The organism is Alistipes sp. UBA6068 (genome assembly GCF_949428155.1).
Lineage (GTDB): Bacteria > Bacteroidota > Bacteroidia > Bacteroidales > Rikenellaceae > Alistipes > Alistipes muris.
This window is the reverse complement of sequence record NZ_CASQFS010000012.1, coordinates 18,947-34,252: the sequence shown is the minus strand read 5'-3', so window position 1 is coordinate 34,252 and position 15,306 is coordinate 18,947. Positions and strand designations below refer to the sequence as shown.

Annotated in this window: 15 protein-coding genes and 2 tRNA genes; 14 read left to right on the top strand and 3 right to left on the bottom strand. The window is 60.3% G+C overall.

Going from position 1 to position 15,306, the window contains the following annotated elements; all coding sequences use genetic code 11:
• Positions 1-48: 48 nt before the first annotated feature.
• A complete protein-coding gene (locus QVG21_RS07830) occupies positions 49-918 on the bottom strand; it encodes a CPBP family intramembrane glutamic endopeptidase (protein ID WP_287923802.1) in 870 nt (289 codons plus the stop codon).
• Positions 919-1,109: 191 nt separating this feature from the next.
• Here QVG21_RS07830 and QVG21_RS07825 point away from each other — a divergent pair, with 191 nt between their 5' ends.
• The 7 genes from QVG21_RS07825 to QVG21_RS07795 all read left to right on the top strand — a co-directional run bounded on the left by QVG21_RS07825 (position 1,110) and on the right by QVG21_RS07795 (position 8,033).
• Positions 1,110-1,877, top strand: coding sequence for a ParA family protein (locus tag QVG21_RS07825; protein WP_251214290.1), 768 nt, complete (start codon positions 1,110-1,112; stop codon positions 1,875-1,877).
• Positions 1,878-1,894: 17 nt separating this feature from the next.
• On the top strand, positions 1,895-2,767 hold the full coding sequence (locus tag QVG21_RS07820) for a ParB/RepB/Spo0J family partition protein (protein WP_287923800.1): 873 nt from the start codon (positions 1,895-1,897) through the stop codon (positions 2,765-2,767).
• Positions 2,768-2,771: 4 nt separating this feature from the next.
• On the top strand, positions 2,772-3,965 hold the full coding sequence (locus QVG21_RS07815) for a DUF5683 domain-containing protein (protein WP_287923799.1): 1,194 nt from the start codon (positions 2,772-2,774) through the stop codon (positions 3,963-3,965).
• Between the two features lie 2 nt (positions 3,966-3,967).
• A complete protein-coding gene (locus QVG21_RS07810; RefSeq protein WP_287923797.1) occupies positions 3,968-5,353 on the top strand; it encodes a lytic transglycosylase domain-containing protein in 1,386 nt (461 codons plus the stop codon).
• Positions 5,354-5,355: 2 nt separating this feature from the next.
• On the top strand, positions 5,356-6,708 hold the full coding sequence (mnmE, locus tag QVG21_RS07805; protein WP_287923795.1) for a tRNA uridine-5-carboxymethylaminomethyl(34) synthesis GTPase MnmE: 1,353 nt from the start codon (positions 5,356-5,358) through the stop codon (positions 6,706-6,708).
• A 78-nt stretch (positions 6,709-6,786) separates the two neighbouring features.
• Positions 6,787-7,083, top strand: coding sequence for a DUF4177 domain-containing protein (locus QVG21_RS07800; RefSeq protein ID WP_287923793.1), 297 nt, complete (start codon positions 6,787-6,789; stop codon positions 7,081-7,083).
• A 5-nt stretch (positions 7,084-7,088) separates the two neighbouring features.
• The gene (locus tag QVG21_RS07795; protein WP_287923791.1) at positions 7,089-8,033 is read left to right on the top strand and encodes a hypothetical protein; all 945 of its coding nucleotides are present in this window, start codon (positions 7,089-7,091) and stop codon (positions 8,031-8,033) included.
• 259 nt (positions 8,034-8,292) lie between these two features.
• Here QVG21_RS07795 and QVG21_RS07790 read toward each other — a convergent pair.
• A tRNA-Pro gene (locus QVG21_RS07790) sits at positions 8,293-8,367 on the bottom strand.
• A gap of 92 nt (positions 8,368-8,459) precedes the next feature.
• Between QVG21_RS07790 and QVG21_RS07785 the strand changes: the two genes are divergently transcribed.
• From QVG21_RS07785 to QVG21_RS07760, 6 genes are all read left to right on the top strand, one after another.
• Positions 8,460-9,629, top strand: a complete 1,170-nt coding sequence (locus tag QVG21_RS07785; protein WP_287923789.1) for an ABC transporter substrate-binding protein — start codon at positions 8,460-8,462, stop codon at positions 9,627-9,629.
• 1 nt (position 9,630) lies between these two features.
• Positions 9,631-10,635 carry a FecCD family ABC transporter permease gene (locus QVG21_RS07780; protein ID WP_287923787.1) on the top strand — a complete coding sequence of 335 codons (1,005 nt, stop codon included), beginning with the start codon at positions 9,631-9,633 and terminating at the stop codon, positions 10,633-10,635.
• Positions 10,632-11,396: an ABC transporter ATP-binding protein gene (locus QVG21_RS07775; protein ID WP_287923785.1), complete on the top strand. Its 765-nt coding sequence runs from the start codon at positions 10,632-10,634 to the stop codon at positions 11,394-11,396. The genes QVG21_RS07780 and QVG21_RS07775 overlap by 4 nt, the downstream gene beginning before the upstream one ends.
• A gap of 99 nt (positions 11,397-11,495) precedes the next feature.
• Positions 11,496-11,567: transfer RNA gene (locus tag QVG21_RS07770), tRNA-Glu, on the top strand.
• Positions 11,568-11,601: 34 nt separating this feature from the next.
• A complete protein-coding gene (gene rpsT / locus QVG21_RS07765; RefSeq protein WP_251214276.1) occupies positions 11,602-11,853 on the top strand; it encodes a 30S ribosomal protein S20 in 252 nt (83 codons plus the stop codon).
• Between the two features lie 90 nt (positions 11,854-11,943).
• A complete protein-coding gene (locus QVG21_RS07760; protein ID WP_287923783.1) occupies positions 11,944-13,257 on the top strand; it encodes an acetylxylan esterase in 1,314 nt (437 codons plus the stop codon).
• A gap of 271 nt (positions 13,258-13,528) precedes the next feature.
• Here QVG21_RS07760 and QVG21_RS07755 read toward each other — a convergent pair whose 3' ends face one another.
• Positions 13,529-14,107 carry an adenylate kinase gene (locus QVG21_RS07755; RefSeq protein ID WP_287923782.1) on the bottom strand — a complete coding sequence of 193 codons (579 nt, stop codon included), beginning with the start codon at positions 14,105-14,107 and terminating at the stop codon, positions 13,529-13,531.
• Positions 14,108-14,193: 86 nt separating this feature from the next.
• Here QVG21_RS07755 and thiL point away from each other — a divergent pair, with 86 nt between their 5' ends.
• Complete coding sequence (gene thiL / locus QVG21_RS07750) at positions 14,194-15,237, top strand: thiamine-phosphate kinase (protein ID WP_287923781.1); 1,044 nt, start codon at positions 14,194-14,196, stop codon at positions 15,235-15,237.
• Positions 15,238-15,306: the final 69 nt, after the last annotated feature.

The window sequence follows — 15,306 nt, the reverse complement described above, 5'->3', positions numbered from 1 at the left end:
GCAAAAATAGGCTTTTTCCCAAACATTAACGCCGGAAAGTCCCGTTTATTACTCCAACACCGGATTTTCCGCCCGGTCCTTGAGCCGCCGCAGCGTCCGCCACACCATCCAGCCCGAAACGAGGGTGACGGCCGCCGCACCTATATAGATACTCCAGTAGAGGGTCCGGTTGCCGATCATGTCGGTCAGCAGCAGGTCGCCGCGCCCGCTCGTCATCATCAGATAGGCGATGCCGTTGTTGAGCGCATGGAGAATCATCGACGCCCACAGCGAATCGGTGACCATATAAATATAGCCGAGAATCAGCCCGATGATGAAGGCGTTGACCACCAGCATGGGCTGGAGGTGCAGCACCCCGAAAAAGAGCGACGACAGCAACCACGCCGCCACCACGCCGAAACGCGTACGCAGCGACTCCAGCACCAGCCCGCGGCACAGCAGCTCTTCGAGCACCGGAGCCGCCACGACCAGCGTCAGCACGGCCCAAAGACCCGTACCGTAATCGAGGTCGCCCGGAGCCGGCAGCCACGAAAGCAGCGGTTCGCAGACCACGCCTGCCGCCATCATGAAGACGAACGCCCACAGCAGCAACACGGGATTCAGCCCCCGGACCGCAAAACGCCCGAGCGGCCCGCCACCCCCGCGCATGCGCCGATACCAGATTACGGCCAGATAGGCCGGGAGCATCGACAGCACATAGGCGAGTGCGGTGAAAACACCCTGCTGTGCAGGATTCAGCCGGCCGGGAACCCAGCCTGCCAAGGTAAATCCGACGGTCAGCACGACCCCGGCAACGACCTGCATGCCCAGCACGATGCCCAGCATGGCGAACAAATCGCCCACACCGGGAAACCGTTTCTTGGGGGCGAGTACCGGAAAGGCTCCTCCGGCCTCCGGCTGTCGGTTTTGGTCAGTCATAAGCAATGCGTTACGAAATTTTGCGACTTCCTTGATTTCCTGCAAAGATAGTCGGGCCGGGAGCAGTCCCGAACCTGTTCGGTTTTTGCCGCGGCGCAGTTTATCTTCTACAAAGGTAATCAATTTTCGGCAACGGTTGCGGATTTCGATTTAATTTCATTAAATTTGTCCGCTTATAAACCCATTGCAACATGGCAAAAGTTATCGCACTGGCCAACCAGAAAGGCGGTGTGGGCAAGACCACCACGGCCATCAATCTGGCGGCTTCGCTGGCCCTCCTGGGGCAGAAAGTATTGCTGCTCGACGCCGATCCGCAGGCCAACGCCACTTCGGGCCTGGGCTTCGACATCAACCTCGAAGGCATCTACGAGTGTATTTCGGGGGCCCGGCAGGCTTCCGAGCTGCTGCTCGAAAGCCCCGACGTGAAGAACCTCTGGCTGCTGCCCTCGTCCATCGACCTGGTGGCCGCCGACGCCGAACTGCCCAAGATGGAGGATGCCCACCACGTGCTCAGGCGCATCGTCGATTCGGTCCGCGACCGCTTCGACTACATCTTCATCGACTGCTCGCCCTCGCTGGGCTACACGACGGTCAACATCCTCACCGCGGCCGACACGGTGCTCATCCCCGTGCAGTGCGAGTACCTGGCGCTCGAAGGGCTCTCCAAGCTGCTGGCCACCATCCGCAAGGTGCAGGGTTCGCTCAACCCCGCGCTCCGCATCGAGGGCTTCCTGCTGACCATGTACATGCGCAACCGGCTCAACAACCAGGTCGTCACCGAGGTCCGCGAGCACTTCGGCGAACTGGCCTACGACACCATCATCCAGCGCAACATCCGGTTGGGCGAGGCGCCCTCGCACGGCAAGCCCGTCATGCTGTACGACGCCACGGCCATCGGCTCGGAAAACTACCTCAGCCTGGCCCGCGAGTTCCTCAAACGCAACAAGAACAACGGCTAAAACGTTATAGCAACCCCATGAAACAGCAAAAAGGATTGGGCCGCGGCCTGGACGCCATCTTCGGCGCCGACGCCCTCGACGCCCGCGTCAAGCCCATGAGCCGGATGGCCGAAATCGACATCGCCGACATCATCCCCAACCCCACGCAGCCGCGCACGCAGTTCGACGAGGAGGCGCTCGACGAACTGGCCGATTCGATCCGCCAGTTGGGCGTCATCCAGCCCGTCACGGTCAAGAAGTCCGACAACGGCAAATATATCATTATCAGCGGCGAACGCCGCTGGCGCGCGGCCCAGCGTGCCGACCTCCGGACCCTGCCCGCCTACATCCGCGAGGTCGACGACGAAAATCTCCACGCCATGGCCCTCGTCGAGAACATCCAGCGGCAGGACCTCAACGCCATCGAAATCGCCCTCGGCATGCAGCGGCTCATCGACGAATGCCACCTCACGCAGGACGCCCTTTCGGAAAAGGTCGGCAAGAAGCGTTCGTCGGTCTCCAACTACCTGCGGCTGCTGAAGCTCCCCGACGAGGTGCAGCTGGCGCTCAAGGAAGGGCTGATTTCCATGGGCCACGCCAAGGCCATCGCCGGAGCCCCCGCCGAGGAGCAGGTGCGCATGCTGAAAAAGTGCGTCAAGAAAGCCCTTTCGGTACGGCAGGCCGAAGAACTCGTCCGCGCGCTCACCGAGCAGCCCGCCCCGGCCGCGGCCAATGCCGACGACGAGGAGTACCCCGAAACCTATTCGCGGCTCGTCGAGCAACTCGAAAAATTCTTCTCGCAGGAGATTTCCATCAAGCGCTCGAAGAACGGCGGCGGCAAGATTACCATCGGATTCGCCGACGACAAGGACATCGAGCGTTTCATCGAACGTTTTTCCGCCCGCTCCTGAGCCCATGGCCCGAATCCGGTTCCGACTGCTCCTCCTGCTGGCCGCACTGGCCCTGTGGACGCCCGCCGACGCCCAGCTGCGCCGCGGTGCCCGCACCGTCGTGCGCGGAGGAACGATGCCCCGGACCGATTCGCTGAAGCTCAGGGCCGATTCGCTCGCCGACGCGGCCTTTGCCGCCGAACTCGATTCGCTGTTCGATGCCGAGTTCCGGGCCGATTCGATCCGGCTGACCGAACTGCGCACCGACGACCTGTTCACGCTCGATTCCATCGCCGCCGCACGGATCGCATCGGGCGGTGCGTTCGCGGAAGCCGGCGCCGAAAAGACCGATACCGCCGGACTCCCGGCCCGTCCCTATCGCAAGGGGTGGTTCATGAGCGATTCCATGTCGCTCTCCAAGGTATGCTGGCTCTCGACCGTCCTGCCGGGCTACGGCCAGGTCTACAACAAACAATATTGGAAACTGCCCATCCTCTACGGCACCGTCGGCACGGGGCTGGCCCTTTTCTTCCACGAAAACAGCACCTATCGGCCGCTCAAACGCCAGTACGACGCGCTGACCGACCGGGGCCTGAGCCGCACGCCCGAGCTCAACACCCTGCAATCGAAGATGATTCGCAGCAACACCCGGCGGCAGGTGTACCTGGGTCTTACCATCGCCTCCTACGTCTATTTCATCGGCGACGCGGCGGTCAACTACTCCACCAACGACGTTTCGCACGTCAAGAAAGCCACGACGCTGGCCTGCATCTTCCCCGGCGCCGGACAAATCTACAACAAAAGCTACTGGAAGGTGCCTTTCGTCGTGGGCGGCTTCGCCTCGCTGATTTACTGCATCGACTGGAACAACCGCGGCTACCAGCGTTTCAAGAAGGCCTACAACCTCATCAGCGACTACGACGCCCACCCCGAGAACTATCCCGACGGCCCGACCGACGAGTTCCACGGCCGCTACTCGGCGTCGTTCATCCTCAACCTGCGCAACAACTACCGGCGCAACCGCGACCTCTGCATCATCATCACGGGGGCGCTCTATGCGCTTCAGATCATCGACGCCCACGTCGACGCCCATCTGAAGGACTACGATATTTCGGACGACCTCTCCATGAACCTCGAACCGCTCGTGGACTACGCCTACGTGCCCGGGGCCGGAGGCAACCGACCCGTTTTCGGATTCAACATGAGCCTTAAATTCTGACCATGAAAAGACTGACCGTACTGCTGCTGTTCTGCCTGTGTGCCGCACAGGCCGCCGCCCTCGACCGCAAGCCGCGCAACCTCCGCCCTGCCGCGCAGGCCGCCGAGACCGAGACCGGAGCCGAGGAATGGCAGCTCGAAGAACCCGTACAGCCCCAAAGCGCCCCCCAGGCCGCCGAAACCGCGGCCGACAGCACCCCGGAGCCCGAACCCGCCTGCGTGATTCCGGAGCTCTCCGCCGAGCAGGTCGATTCGCTCGTGGCCGAATGGCGCGAACGGCAACGCAGCGAGGCGTTCCGCGAATTCTTCAACACCTATGTGCTGGTCGATTCGCTCCCCGCCGAAAGCAGCGTCCCCGATTCGGTCTACACCGGACGCCTGCGGGCCCTCGCATCGCCCATCCAGCTCCCCTACAACAGCATCGTGAGGAGCTACATCAACCGCTACGTCGCATCCGGAGGTTCGACCATCGGCCGCATCCTCGGCATGTCGCAATACTATTTCCCGCTCATCGAGGACGAACTCATCAAGGAAGGGCTGCCCGTCGAACTGCGCGCCCTGCCCATCATCGAATCGGGACTTTCGTCCACGGCCATTTCCCACGCCGGAGCCGCCGGGCTGTGGCAGTTCATGCCCTCCACCGGACGCAGCTACGGGCTCGAAGTCAATTCGCTGGTCGACGAACGCTGCGACCCCATCCTTTCGACCAAGGCCGCCTGCCGCTATCTGAAAGACCTCTATCGCATCTATAAGGAGTGGTCGCTGGCCATCGCGGCCTACAACTGCGGTCCCGGCAACGTCAACAAGGCGCTGGCCCGTGCGGGCGGAGAGAGCCGTTCGTTCTGGGACATCTACGACTTTCTGCCGCGCGAGACCCGCGGCTACGTTCCGGCGTTCATCGGCGCCTCCTATGCCTATTCCTACCACCGCAACCACGGCATCGAGCCCGAAGCGGCCCCCATTCCGCTGTCGGTCGACACGATTCGCATCAACCGCCTGATGCACCTCGAACAGATCGCGTCGACAATCGACATCCCGATGGAAACCCTGCGCCAGCTCAATCCGCAATACAAGCTCGACATCATCCCCGCCACGACCAAGACCTACACGCTCGTCCTGCCGCAGCGCAAGGTGGCCCAGTATATCGCCCACGAGCAGGAAATCATGGCCAAGGACTCCACCTATCTCAAGGAGTACATCAACCCGGCCAACATCGACAAGAAGCGCGCGGAGATGGGCAACACCATCCACACGGTCCGCAGCGGCGAAACCCTCAGCGGCATCGCCCACAAATACCACATTTCCACGGCCCAAATCATGCGTTCCAACAAGCTCAAGAACGCCAATAGGCTGCGCATCGGCCAGAAACTCATCATCGAGCGGCGCTGACCATGACCCGCGGGGAGCCCACCATCGTCGCCCCGGCCACCGCGGCGGGCGGAGCCATCGCCGTCGTCCGGTTCAGCGGCCCCGATGCGCCGGCGCTCTGCGACCGGCTGTTCCGGGGGGCTGCTCCCCTTTCCCAAGCCCAGGGCTACACCGTCCACTACGGACGCATCATGGACGGCGAACGGACCATCGACGACGTGCTCGCTACCGTCTTCCGCGCGCCGCATTCCTACACCGGGGAGGATTCGGTCGAGATTTCCTGCCACGGCTCCGCCTACATCGTCTCCGAAATCCTGCGGCTTGCACAAGCTGCCGGAGCCCGCATGGCCGAGCCCGGCGAGTTCACCATCCGCGCCTACCTGGCCGGGAAACTCGATTTGTCGCAGGCCGAAGCGGTCGCCGACCTCATCGCCTCCTCGTCGCGTGCAGCCCATGCACTCGCCACCGGACAGATGCGCGGCGGCTACTCCGCAGCCCTCGAAGGCCTGCGCCAAAAATTGCTCGACCTCGCGTCGCTGTTGGAGCTGGAGCTGGATTTTTCGGAAGAAGACGTCGAATTCGCCGACCGCGAAGAACTGCGCCGAACGATGGAAAGCATCCGCCGCGAAACCGACACGCTGCGCAATTCGTTCTCGCTCGGCAACGCCCTCAAAGAGGGTGTCGCCGTGGCCATCGCCGGAGCGCCCAACGCAGGCAAATCCACCCTGCTGAACCGACTGCTGCACGACGACCGGGCGCTGGTCTCCGACATCGCAGGCACCACGCGCGACGTCATCGAGGAACAGGCCAGCATCGACGGCGTGCTGTTCCGGTTCCTCGACACGGCAGGCATCCGCACCACCGACGACCAGCTCGAACGGATGGGCATCGAACGCACCCTCGCAAGCATCGCCCGAGCCCGTATCGTCATCCATCTGATCGACGCAACTACCCTTAAAGAAGCGATCCCCGCCCCCGATTTCCCGCTCCGCGAAGACCAGACCCTCCTCACCGTCATCAACAAAACCGACGCCGCTCCGACGCTCGTTCTGCCCGACAACGTTATCGGCATTTCCGCCCTCAGCGGCTCCGGGGTCGACATGTTATGCCGCGCGCTCCGCAGCGCCGTCGACACCGAGGGGCTTTTCCACGGCGATACCGTCGTTTCCAACAGCCGCCATTTCCAAGCTCTCAGCGAGGCTTCAGCCGCTCTCGACCGCGCCCTCCTCGGGCTCCAATCCGCTCTCCCTTCCGACCTCCTCGCCGAGGAAATCCGGTCCGTCATCCGCGCCCTCTCGTCCATCACCGGCATCGGCGCCATCATCCCCGACAACATCCTCTCCAACATCTTCTCTAAGTTCTGCATCGGCAAATAAGTCTGATTTTAATATATATCAGCCCAATCATCAAATTTTTCCGTAACTTTGTATATCAAACAAAAAAAATCATTCATTATGAAAAAACTTACTCTGGCTCTATTTGCTGCTTTCTCACTGGTCGCCTGCAGCAACAACTGGGAATACAAAATCGTGAAAGTAGAAGGCACGAAATCGACAGACTACCATCCCCGAACCTACGAAATAACCAACGACGATCTGAACATATTCGGCAAAGACGGATGGGAACTTGTAGATGTTTACGTGATTACAGAAACCGTACATCCCAACTTCGGGAACTCCGAATATGTAACCGGCATCAGAGAAAACACCCGGACCCAATGTATAAATTATGTTTTTAAGCGTAAAATCTGACAACGATGAAATCGCGTTTTACTCTGATAGCAGCAATCGGATTGTTCATATGTTCGTGCAATAATATTCCCAATACATCCATTTTTGAACCCCTCGATACAAAAACGCTTGCAGGCATCATAAAACAAGATTCCCTGTTTACGTCCTTTTACGAAGAATTGCAGGAAAAAACCAGCCAATTCAACGAAATCGAGAAAGCGAAATTCGACGACATTACTTACCGGAAATTATATTCCATGGTCGAATTCTCACGAGATACATCCGAACTGAATCCCAAATACAGGCAGTGGCAACAAGAATGGGACGACCGATTCGGGATGCATGCGGCAAAAGCGGATTCCGTTATCCGTTATTGGGAACAATACAAGAAAGACAATGCGCTCGATCGGTTCGTAAAAATCGAATTTTCGGCAATAGACAAAGAATATTATTCTTATAGCTACGATGTCAAAAATGTAAATTTCGCATTCAAGCTCACCCCGTTGAAAGGGAAAGTCGACCAGATACGATTCAACTATCGTTACTCTGCAAAAATCAACGATGTCCAATACGCCGAAAGCCATAGCTGTATTTCGACCGCTCCTTTCAGCACCACCGTAATACGATATTGGGAAGCAGACTATCGCGACGAACGAAGATTGAAATACACAACATCTTCAGAATTCAAACGAGACTATAACATCGTATTTGAAATAACGGAAATCCGCAAAGACGGAATCAATTACGACATAGGCGATCTGGATATCCCGGAATCCGTAGAATCCGTATTCAAAACGGATTCCGTCCAATATCCGGCTCTCTATCAAATGCGGAAAGATGCTGTCATTGCAGATATTTTGTACCCCGATTATAAAAGTAGATACGAATTTATATACGGGCAGTTCGAGTCGCTGCTGCACAAGAATTTTCCAAAAGAAGCCTTGTTCATGGATTATGCGGATAATAAATAATCAGGAACACTTCACAGAAAATCGTTTCGCAAGCACAAGTCCCGGTCATAAGGCCGGGGTTTTTGCATCTTGTAAGGAGTGACTGAACAGGCTGCTCCGTGGTGCTTTTCCCGAATTCCTCTTTGCGGGATTACACGATCCGGTGCGATCCGCTCCGCAGGACTTTTCATTGCGGACACGCTGCATACGAACCGATTCTCTTCGCGCATGGCAACAAAAAAGTCTCTGCCATAAGGCAGAGACTTCACATTCGATCTTGTCGGGGTGACTGGATTCGAACCAGCGACCACACGCCCCCCAGACGTGTACTCTAACCGGACTGAGCTACGCCCCGATTACCCGAAACCTTTCGGTTTGGGACTGCAAATATAGCATATTTTTGAGAAAACAACAATTTATGCGGAATTTTTTCTACTTTTGAAGTCGATGAAAGCACAGAAGATATTCCTGGCAGTCCTCGTAGCCCTCGCAGCCGCCGCATGCAGCGGCCGCAAAAACTATTCCGCCGCCGATTTCTGCCGCGAAGTCTATACCCCCGCCTACGCCACGGGGTTCGACATCCGCGGTACCGCCCATGACAGCACCACGTTGGTCACCGTCCGCAATCCGTGGCAGGGCGCCGAGCAGGAGGAACAGCATTTGCTCGTTCTGCATGACGACAGCCCCGTGCCCGCCGGGTTCGACGGGCAGGCAGTCAAGGCTCCCGTCCAGCGCGTCGTCTGCTTATCTTCCAGCCACGTGGCGTTGTTCGACGCCCTCGGCGAGGTCCGGCGCATCAAGGGCGTTTCGGGCATCGACTACATCGCCAACCCCTACATCCGCGAGCATCGTCTGTGCGGCGAAGTCCGCGACATCGGCTACGATACCAACCTCGATTTCGAGTTGCTGGCCGCCATGCGTCCCCATGTCGTTCTGCTCTACGGCGTCTACGGCGAAAACAGCGTGTTGACCGGCAAGCTCCGCGAGCTGAAGATTCCCTATATATATATAGGTGATTACCTCGAACCCTCGCCTTTGGGCAAGGCCGAATGGTTGATGGTCGCCGCCGAGCTGTGCGGTTGCCACGACCGCGGCAAGGAGGTTTTCGACGGCATCGCCGCGCGTTACAACGCCGTCGCACAGCGTGTCCGCGCGCATGTCGGCGAAGCGCACCCCGACGTCGTCACGCTCCCCAAAGTGCTGCTCAACACTCCCTACCGCGACACGTGGTTCATGCCGCCCGCCCGCAATTACATGGTGCAGCTCATCCGCGATGCAGGGGGCGACACCTTCACCGTCTCCGACGACGGCAACACCTCGCGGCCCGTCGACATGGAGCAGGCTTATCTGTTCGCAGCCGACGCCGATGTGTGGCTCAACGTCGGCGGGTGCAATTCGCTCGCCGAGCTCAAGGCGCAGAATCCGAAGTTCGCCGACCTGCCCGTCGTGCGCAACAGACAGGTTTTCAACAACAACCGTCGGCAGACCTTCGCCGGAGGGTCCGATTTCTGGGAATCGGGCGCCACCCACCCCGACCTCATTCTCCGCGACCTCGCCGCCATTTTCCACCCCGCGCTCGGTTGCGATACACTCACCTATTACAAGCAGCTCCGGTAGCATGTCCCGTTCGGCCTTGGTCTTCGTCCTGCTCGCCCTCGCCACCGCGGCACTCTTCGCCGCCGACCTCGCCGTGGGGTCGGTCGCTCTGTCGCCCGGCGAGGTGTGGGGTGCGCTTACAGGTGCCGAATCCGACCCTACCGTTCGCAATATCGTGCTAAACATCAGGCTCTTGAAAGCCGCCACCGCCTTGCTGGCCGGGGCCGCCCTCGCCGCGGCCGGGCTCCAGATGCAGACCCTGTTCCGCAACCCGCTCGCCGGGCCCTACGTCCTCGGGGTCAGCGCCGGGGCCAGTCTCGGCGTCGCGCTGTTCCTCCTGGGCGCTCCTTTGCTGGGCATTGCGGGCCATTCGGCCGTCCGCTCGCTCGGCGTCGCCGGGGCGGCCTGGCTCGGGTCGGCGGCCGTGCTGGCCGTCGTCATGGCCGTCAGCCGCCGCATCCACGACATCATGGTGATTCTGATTCTCGGCATCATGTTCGGTTCGGGCATCGGCGCCGTGGTCGAAATCATGCAGTACCTCTCCAACGAGGCCGCGCTCAAGTCGTTCGTCGTCTGGACCATGGGCTCGCTCGGCGACGTCACGGGGCCGCAGCTCGCCCTGCTCGCACCCGTCGTCTGTGTCGGGCTCGTGCTCGCGGTCCTCGTCATCAAGCCCCTCGACCTCCTGCTCTTAGGCGAAAATTACGCACGCACCATGGGGCTCCATATCCCGCGCGCACGGGCCTTGATTTTCCTCTCCACCATCCTGCTCGCCGGCACCGTCACCGCGTTCTGCGGTCCCGTCGGCTTCGTCGGGCTGGCCGTTCCCCACATCGCGCGCATGCTGTTCCGCCGCGCCGACCACCGCACACTGATGCCCGCCTCGATGCTCGCAGGCGCATCGTTGCTGCTCGGCTGCGACCTGCTGGCCAAAACGCTGGCCCTGCCCATCAACAGCATCACCGCGCTGATGGGCATTCCGGTCGTCATCCTCGTCGTCGTTCGCAACCGCAGTTTCTTCGGATGAGTATTTCCTTGCATCATATCCGGCTGGCCTACGGGCCGCGCGTGCTGCTCGAAGAGGTTTCGGCCGAGATTCCGCGCGCATCGCTCACCGCTTTCATCGGCCGCAACGGCACCGGAAAAAGTTCGCTGCTGCGGGTCATCGCCGGGCTGCGGCCCGCTGAGGGCGGAGAGGTCCGGCTCTGCGGCACGCCGGTTTCCGCGCTCAATCCCAGGCAATTGGCATCCACCGTTTCGTTCGTCGCCACCGACAAGGTCCGCATCGCCAACCTCGCCTGCGAGGATATGGTCGCCCTCGGCCGCGCCCCCTACACCAATTGGTTCGGGCGCATGCAGGAGACCGACCGGGCCGCCGTCCGGCGCGCGCTGGAAACGGTCGGCATCGCCGACCTCGCCCGCAAGCCGATGGAGACCCTTTCCGACGGCGAGTGCCAGCGGGCCATGATCGCCCGGGCGCTGGCCCAGGACACCCCTGTCATCCTCCTCGACGAGCCCACGGCGTTTCTCGACCTGCCCAACCGCTACGCGCTGGCGTCGCTGCTCCGGCGGCTCGCCCACGACGAGGGCAGGTGCATTCTCTTTTCGACCCACGACCTCGACATCGCCCTTTCGCTGTGCGATTCGGTCCTGCTCATCGACACCCCCGCCCTACACCATCTGCCCGCCGCCGAAATGGCCGCCAGCGGGTTGATCGAGCGGCTTTTCGCAGGCGCCGGGCTCTCTTTCGACCCCCTCTGCGGACGGATTCGCACCGACGAACCATAGTTTTCGCAACATTTTTCGTCGTTTTCTTTGGTCGATTCACTTTTTTAGTTACCTTTGCACCGCTAAAGTACTTCCGACACGGCGGGAAATAGCGGTAAAGGCCCATTCGTCTATCGGTTAGGACGCAAGATTTTCATTCTTGAAAGAGCAGTTCGATTCTGCTATGGGCTACTCAAGAAGTCAAAAAAATAAAACTATACGGATTATGGCAAACCATAAGTCATCGAAGAAACGGATTCGTCAGACCGCAACCAAGCGGGCCCACAACCGTCTGTTCCACAAGACGGCCCGCAACGCCGTGAAGGCCCTGCGTACGACGTCCGAGAAGAGCGCTGCCGAGGCCCTGCTTCCGAAGGTCACCTCGATGCTCGACAAGCTCGCCAAGCACAACATCATGCACAAGAACAAGGCCGCCAACCTCAAGAGCGCCTTGCAGCTGCATGTGAACGCCTTGTAGCAGTAGCCGTTCAGTTCCACAGGAGCCGTTCTCTCGCAGAGCGGCTCTTTTCGTATCGTCCCTCAACCCCAACCGAAACACCCCGACCCTATGAAACAACAATTGCTATTGCTTCTTTCGCTCCTCTGCCTGCCGCTCGGATTGCAGGCCGAGAATTATCCCTACCGCAGCGACGTGCTGTGGGTCGCACAACCCGACCATGCCGACTGGCTCTACCGCACGGGCGAAAAGGCTGTCATCGAGGTACAGCTCTATCGCTACGGCATTCCGCAGGACGGCATCACCGTCCATTACGAACTGGGCGGCGACCTGATGCCCGCCGACACAAAAGGCAGCGTCGTGCTCAAAAACGGCCGGGCGGCCATCCCCGTCGGCACCATGAAGCGCCCCGGGTTCCGCGACTGCCGCCTTTCGGCCACCGTCGGCGGGCAGACTACCCGGCACCATGTCAAGGTCGGGTTCTCGCCCGAGAAAATCGAACCCTATACCGCCATGCCCGCCGATTTCCGTGAGTTCTGGGAACACAACAAGGAGGAAGCCGCCGCTTTCCCCCTGCGCTATACGAAAGAGCGGGCGGAAAAATACTGCACCGACAAAATCGACTGCTACCTCGTCAAATTGCAGCTCAACAAGCAGGGACAGAGCATCTACGGTTATCTGTTCATGCCCAAGGACGCCCGGCCCGGGAGCTGCCCTGCCGTGCTCGTGCCGCCGGGCGCCGGCATCAAGACCATCAAGGAACCCCTGCGCCACAAGTACTACGCCGAGCAGGGCTGCATCCGGTTCGAGTTCGAGATCCACGGCCTGCACCCCGACCTGCCCGAGGAGCGTTTCCGCGAAATCAGCGCCGCTTTCAACGGCCGCAGCAACGGCTATCTGACCAACGGGCTCGACAACCGCGACAACTACTACATGAAGCGCGTCTACCTCGCCTGCGTGCGTGCGGCCGACCTGCTCGCTTCGCTGCCCGAATGGGACGGCCGGAACATGATTGCCCAGGGCGGCAGTCAGGGCGGTGCACTGGCGCTCATCGCCACCGCGCTCGACCCGCGCATCACGGCCTGCGTGGCCAACCATCCGGCCCTGAGCGACATGGCCCGCTTCAAACTCGGCGAGGGCGACGGCTACCCCCATTTCTCCAAAATCCCGGGGATGGACACGCCCGACAAGCTGCGCACGATGGCTTATTACGACGTCGTCAATTTCGCCCGGCTGATTCGGGTGCCCGTCTACATGACCTGGGGCTACAACGACGACACCTGCCCGCCGACCACCAGCTACGCGGTCTACAACGTGCTGTCGTGCCCCAAAGAGGCCCTGCTCACTCCTGTCAACGAGCACTGGACTTCGGAAGCCACCGGCCGCAACCAGCTGGAGTGGATCAAACGGCACTTAACAAAGTGAAAGGTGGAAAGTGAAAGGTGACCTTTGCGGTTCAGCGAGGGCAGAGACTGCTTGCAGGCTATGCCGAGCACAAGCAAAGTCAAACACTTTGCGGTTCAGCGAGGCCAGAGACTGCCGCTTGCGTTGCCATCTGCGGCGGCCCGCATCGAAGATGCGTCGGCCCCAGCCGCCGCAGATGAAAATAACCCAACGCCCCCGCCAGCCAACAAAACCAGCCGACAAAAAAAGGTCCCGAAAATTCGGGACCTTTATCTTCGCGGACAAATTCTATCTATTTCTCCAGCCCGTCGATGACGGTCGCCACGCGGCCGAACACCTCGTCCATCGTGCCTGTGCCGTTGACCGACGCATATTTGCCCTGCGCCGCATAGTAGTCCGACACCACGGCGGTCTGCTGGTGGTAGACCTCCAGCCGTCCCCGGACCACTTCTTCCGACGCGTCGTCGGCACGGCCCGAATCCTTGCCGCGCAGCAAGATACGGCGTATCAGCTCCTCCTCCGGCACATGGATATCCACCATGATGTCGACCTTCAGTCCATGCTTCTCCAGAATCCGGTCGAACGCCTCGGCCTGCACCGTCGTGCGCGGGAATCCGTCAAAAATACAGCCTTTCGCTTCCTTGTGCGAAGCCACATATTCCTCGATCATTCCGATCACCAGTTCATCGGGCGCCAGCTTGCCCTGGGCGATACACGATTCCATGCTGCGGCCCAGCTCCGTGCCGCGGCGGATGTGTTCGCGGATGACCTCGCCGGTCGAAACATGGTCGATGCCGTAGTGCGCTTTGAGCCGTTGAGCCTGCGTCCCCTTGCCGCAGCCCGGAGCGCCGAACAAGACGATATTTATCATAGCCAATACCTTTTTTGACCCGACAAAAGTACGTCAAATTTTTGGGAAAATGGAAAGATTCGTTAGTTTTGTAAAAATTTTAAGGAATGGCAGCGCAGAAAAAACGCACCGAAATCGCCGAATTGGGCGAATTCGGACTGATCGACCGGCTCACCGCCCGCTTCGCACCCTCCAACGCTTCGACCCTGCGCGGTGCGGGCGACGACAGCGCGGTGCTCGCTCCGCCGTCCGGCGAGCGGACGGTTCTTTCGACCGATTCGTTTTTCGAGGGGATCGACTTCGACCTCACCTATTTCCCGCTCAAGCACTTGGGTTACAAGGTTGTAACGGCCGCCGTGAGCGATATTCTCGCCATGAACGCCACCCCGTCGCAGCTGCTCGTCTCGCTCGGCATCTCGGCCAAGCTGCCCGTCGAGGCGCTGGACGACCTCTACGAGGGCATCGGTTTCGCCTGCAAGGAGTTGGGCGTCGACGTGGTCGGCGGCGATACGCGGGCTTCGATGACGGGGCTGGTCATCAGCGTCACAGCCGTGGGCCACGCACCCGAGGAACGAATCGTCGGGCGCGGCGGTGCACAGCAGAACGACCTTATCTGTCTGACGGGCAACGTCGGAGCGGCTTATATGGGGTTGCAGCTCCTCGAACGCGAAAAGCGGGTTCTTGCCGGCGTGGACAACCCCGAGCCCCAATTCGCAGGCTACGAATGTCTGTTGGAAAAATACCTCAAGCCCCGCCCGCGCACCGACATCCTGGCCGCCCTGGCCGAGGAGAAATTCGTGCCCACGGCGATGATCGACCTTTCGGACGGGCTTTCGAGCGATCTGCTACAGCTCTGCCGCTCCTCGAAATGCGGTGCCCGCATCTACCTGGAGCGGATTCCCATCGCCAAACAGACCACGGCCCTGGCCGAGGAGATGCACTCCGACCCGGTCGTCGCGGCGCTCCACGGCGGCGAGGACTACGAACTGCTCTTCACCGTGCCGCTCTCCATGCAGGAGCAGGTCATGCGGCTGGGGCTGGTCGACGTCATCGGCCACATCACACCCGAATCCACCGGGTGCTTCCTCGTCACGCCCGACGGGCAGGACATCCGGCTCAAGGCGCAGGGATTTCCCGAGCAACGGAATTAAAAATGAAAAATTAAGAATTAAAAATGCGATTCCGGGGAAGCCGGAGACCTGCCGAAGGCAGAAAGCACC

Excerpts from the sequence above, each read along its gene's own strand:
- QVG21_RS07815 (WP_287923799.1), top strand. The coding sequence starts at position 2,772 with ATGGCCCGAATCCGGTTCCGACTGCTCCTCCTGCTGGCCGCACTGGCC.
- QVG21_RS07785 (WP_287923789.1), top strand. The coding sequence starts at position 8,460 with ATGAAAGCACAGAAGATATTCCTGGCAGTCCTCGTAGCCCTCGCAGCC.
- QVG21_RS07760 (WP_287923783.1), top strand. The coding sequence starts at position 11,944 with ATGAAACAACAATTGCTATTGCTTCTTTCGCTCCTCTGCCTGCCGCTC.
- QVG21_RS07800 (WP_287923793.1), top strand. The coding sequence starts at position 6,787 with ATGAAAAAACTTACTCTGGCTCTATTTGCTGCTTTCTCACTGGTCGCC.
- QVG21_RS07755 (WP_287923782.1), bottom strand. The coding sequence starts at position 14,107 with ATGATAAATATCGTCTTGTTCGGCGCTCCGGGCTGCGGCAAGGGGACG.
- QVG21_RS07820 (WP_287923800.1), top strand. The coding sequence starts at position 1,895 with ATGAAACAGCAAAAAGGATTGGGCCGCGGCCTGGACGCCATCTTCGGC.
- QVG21_RS07775 (WP_287923785.1), top strand. The coding sequence starts at position 10,632 with ATGAGTATTTCCTTGCATCATATCCGGCTGGCCTACGGGCCGCGCGTG.
- QVG21_RS07780 (WP_287923787.1), top strand. The coding sequence starts at position 9,631 with ATGTCCCGTTCGGCCTTGGTCTTCGTCCTGCTCGCCCTCGCCACCGCG.
- thiL (WP_287923781.1), top strand. The coding sequence starts at position 14,194 with ATGGCAGCGCAGAAAAAACGCACCGAAATCGCCGAATTGGGCGAATTC.
- QVG21_RS07825 (WP_251214290.1), top strand. The coding sequence starts at position 1,110 with ATGGCAAAAGTTATCGCACTGGCCAACCAGAAAGGCGGTGTGGGCAAG.
- QVG21_RS07830 (WP_287923802.1), bottom strand. The coding sequence starts at position 918 with ATGACTGACCAAAACCGACAGCCGGAGGCCGGAGGAGCCTTTCCGGTA.
- mnmE (WP_287923795.1), top strand. The coding sequence starts at position 5,356 with ATGACCCGCGGGGAGCCCACCATCGTCGCCCCGGCCACCGCGGCGGGC.
- QVG21_RS07795 (WP_287923791.1), top strand. The coding sequence starts at position 7,089 with ATGAAATCGCGTTTTACTCTGATAGCAGCAATCGGATTGTTCATATGT.
- rpsT (WP_251214276.1), top strand. The coding sequence starts at position 11,602 with ATGGCAAACCATAAGTCATCGAAGAAACGGATTCGTCAGACCGCAACC.
- QVG21_RS07810 (WP_287923797.1), top strand. The coding sequence starts at position 3,968 with ATGAAAAGACTGACCGTACTGCTGCTGTTCTGCCTGTGTGCCGCACAG.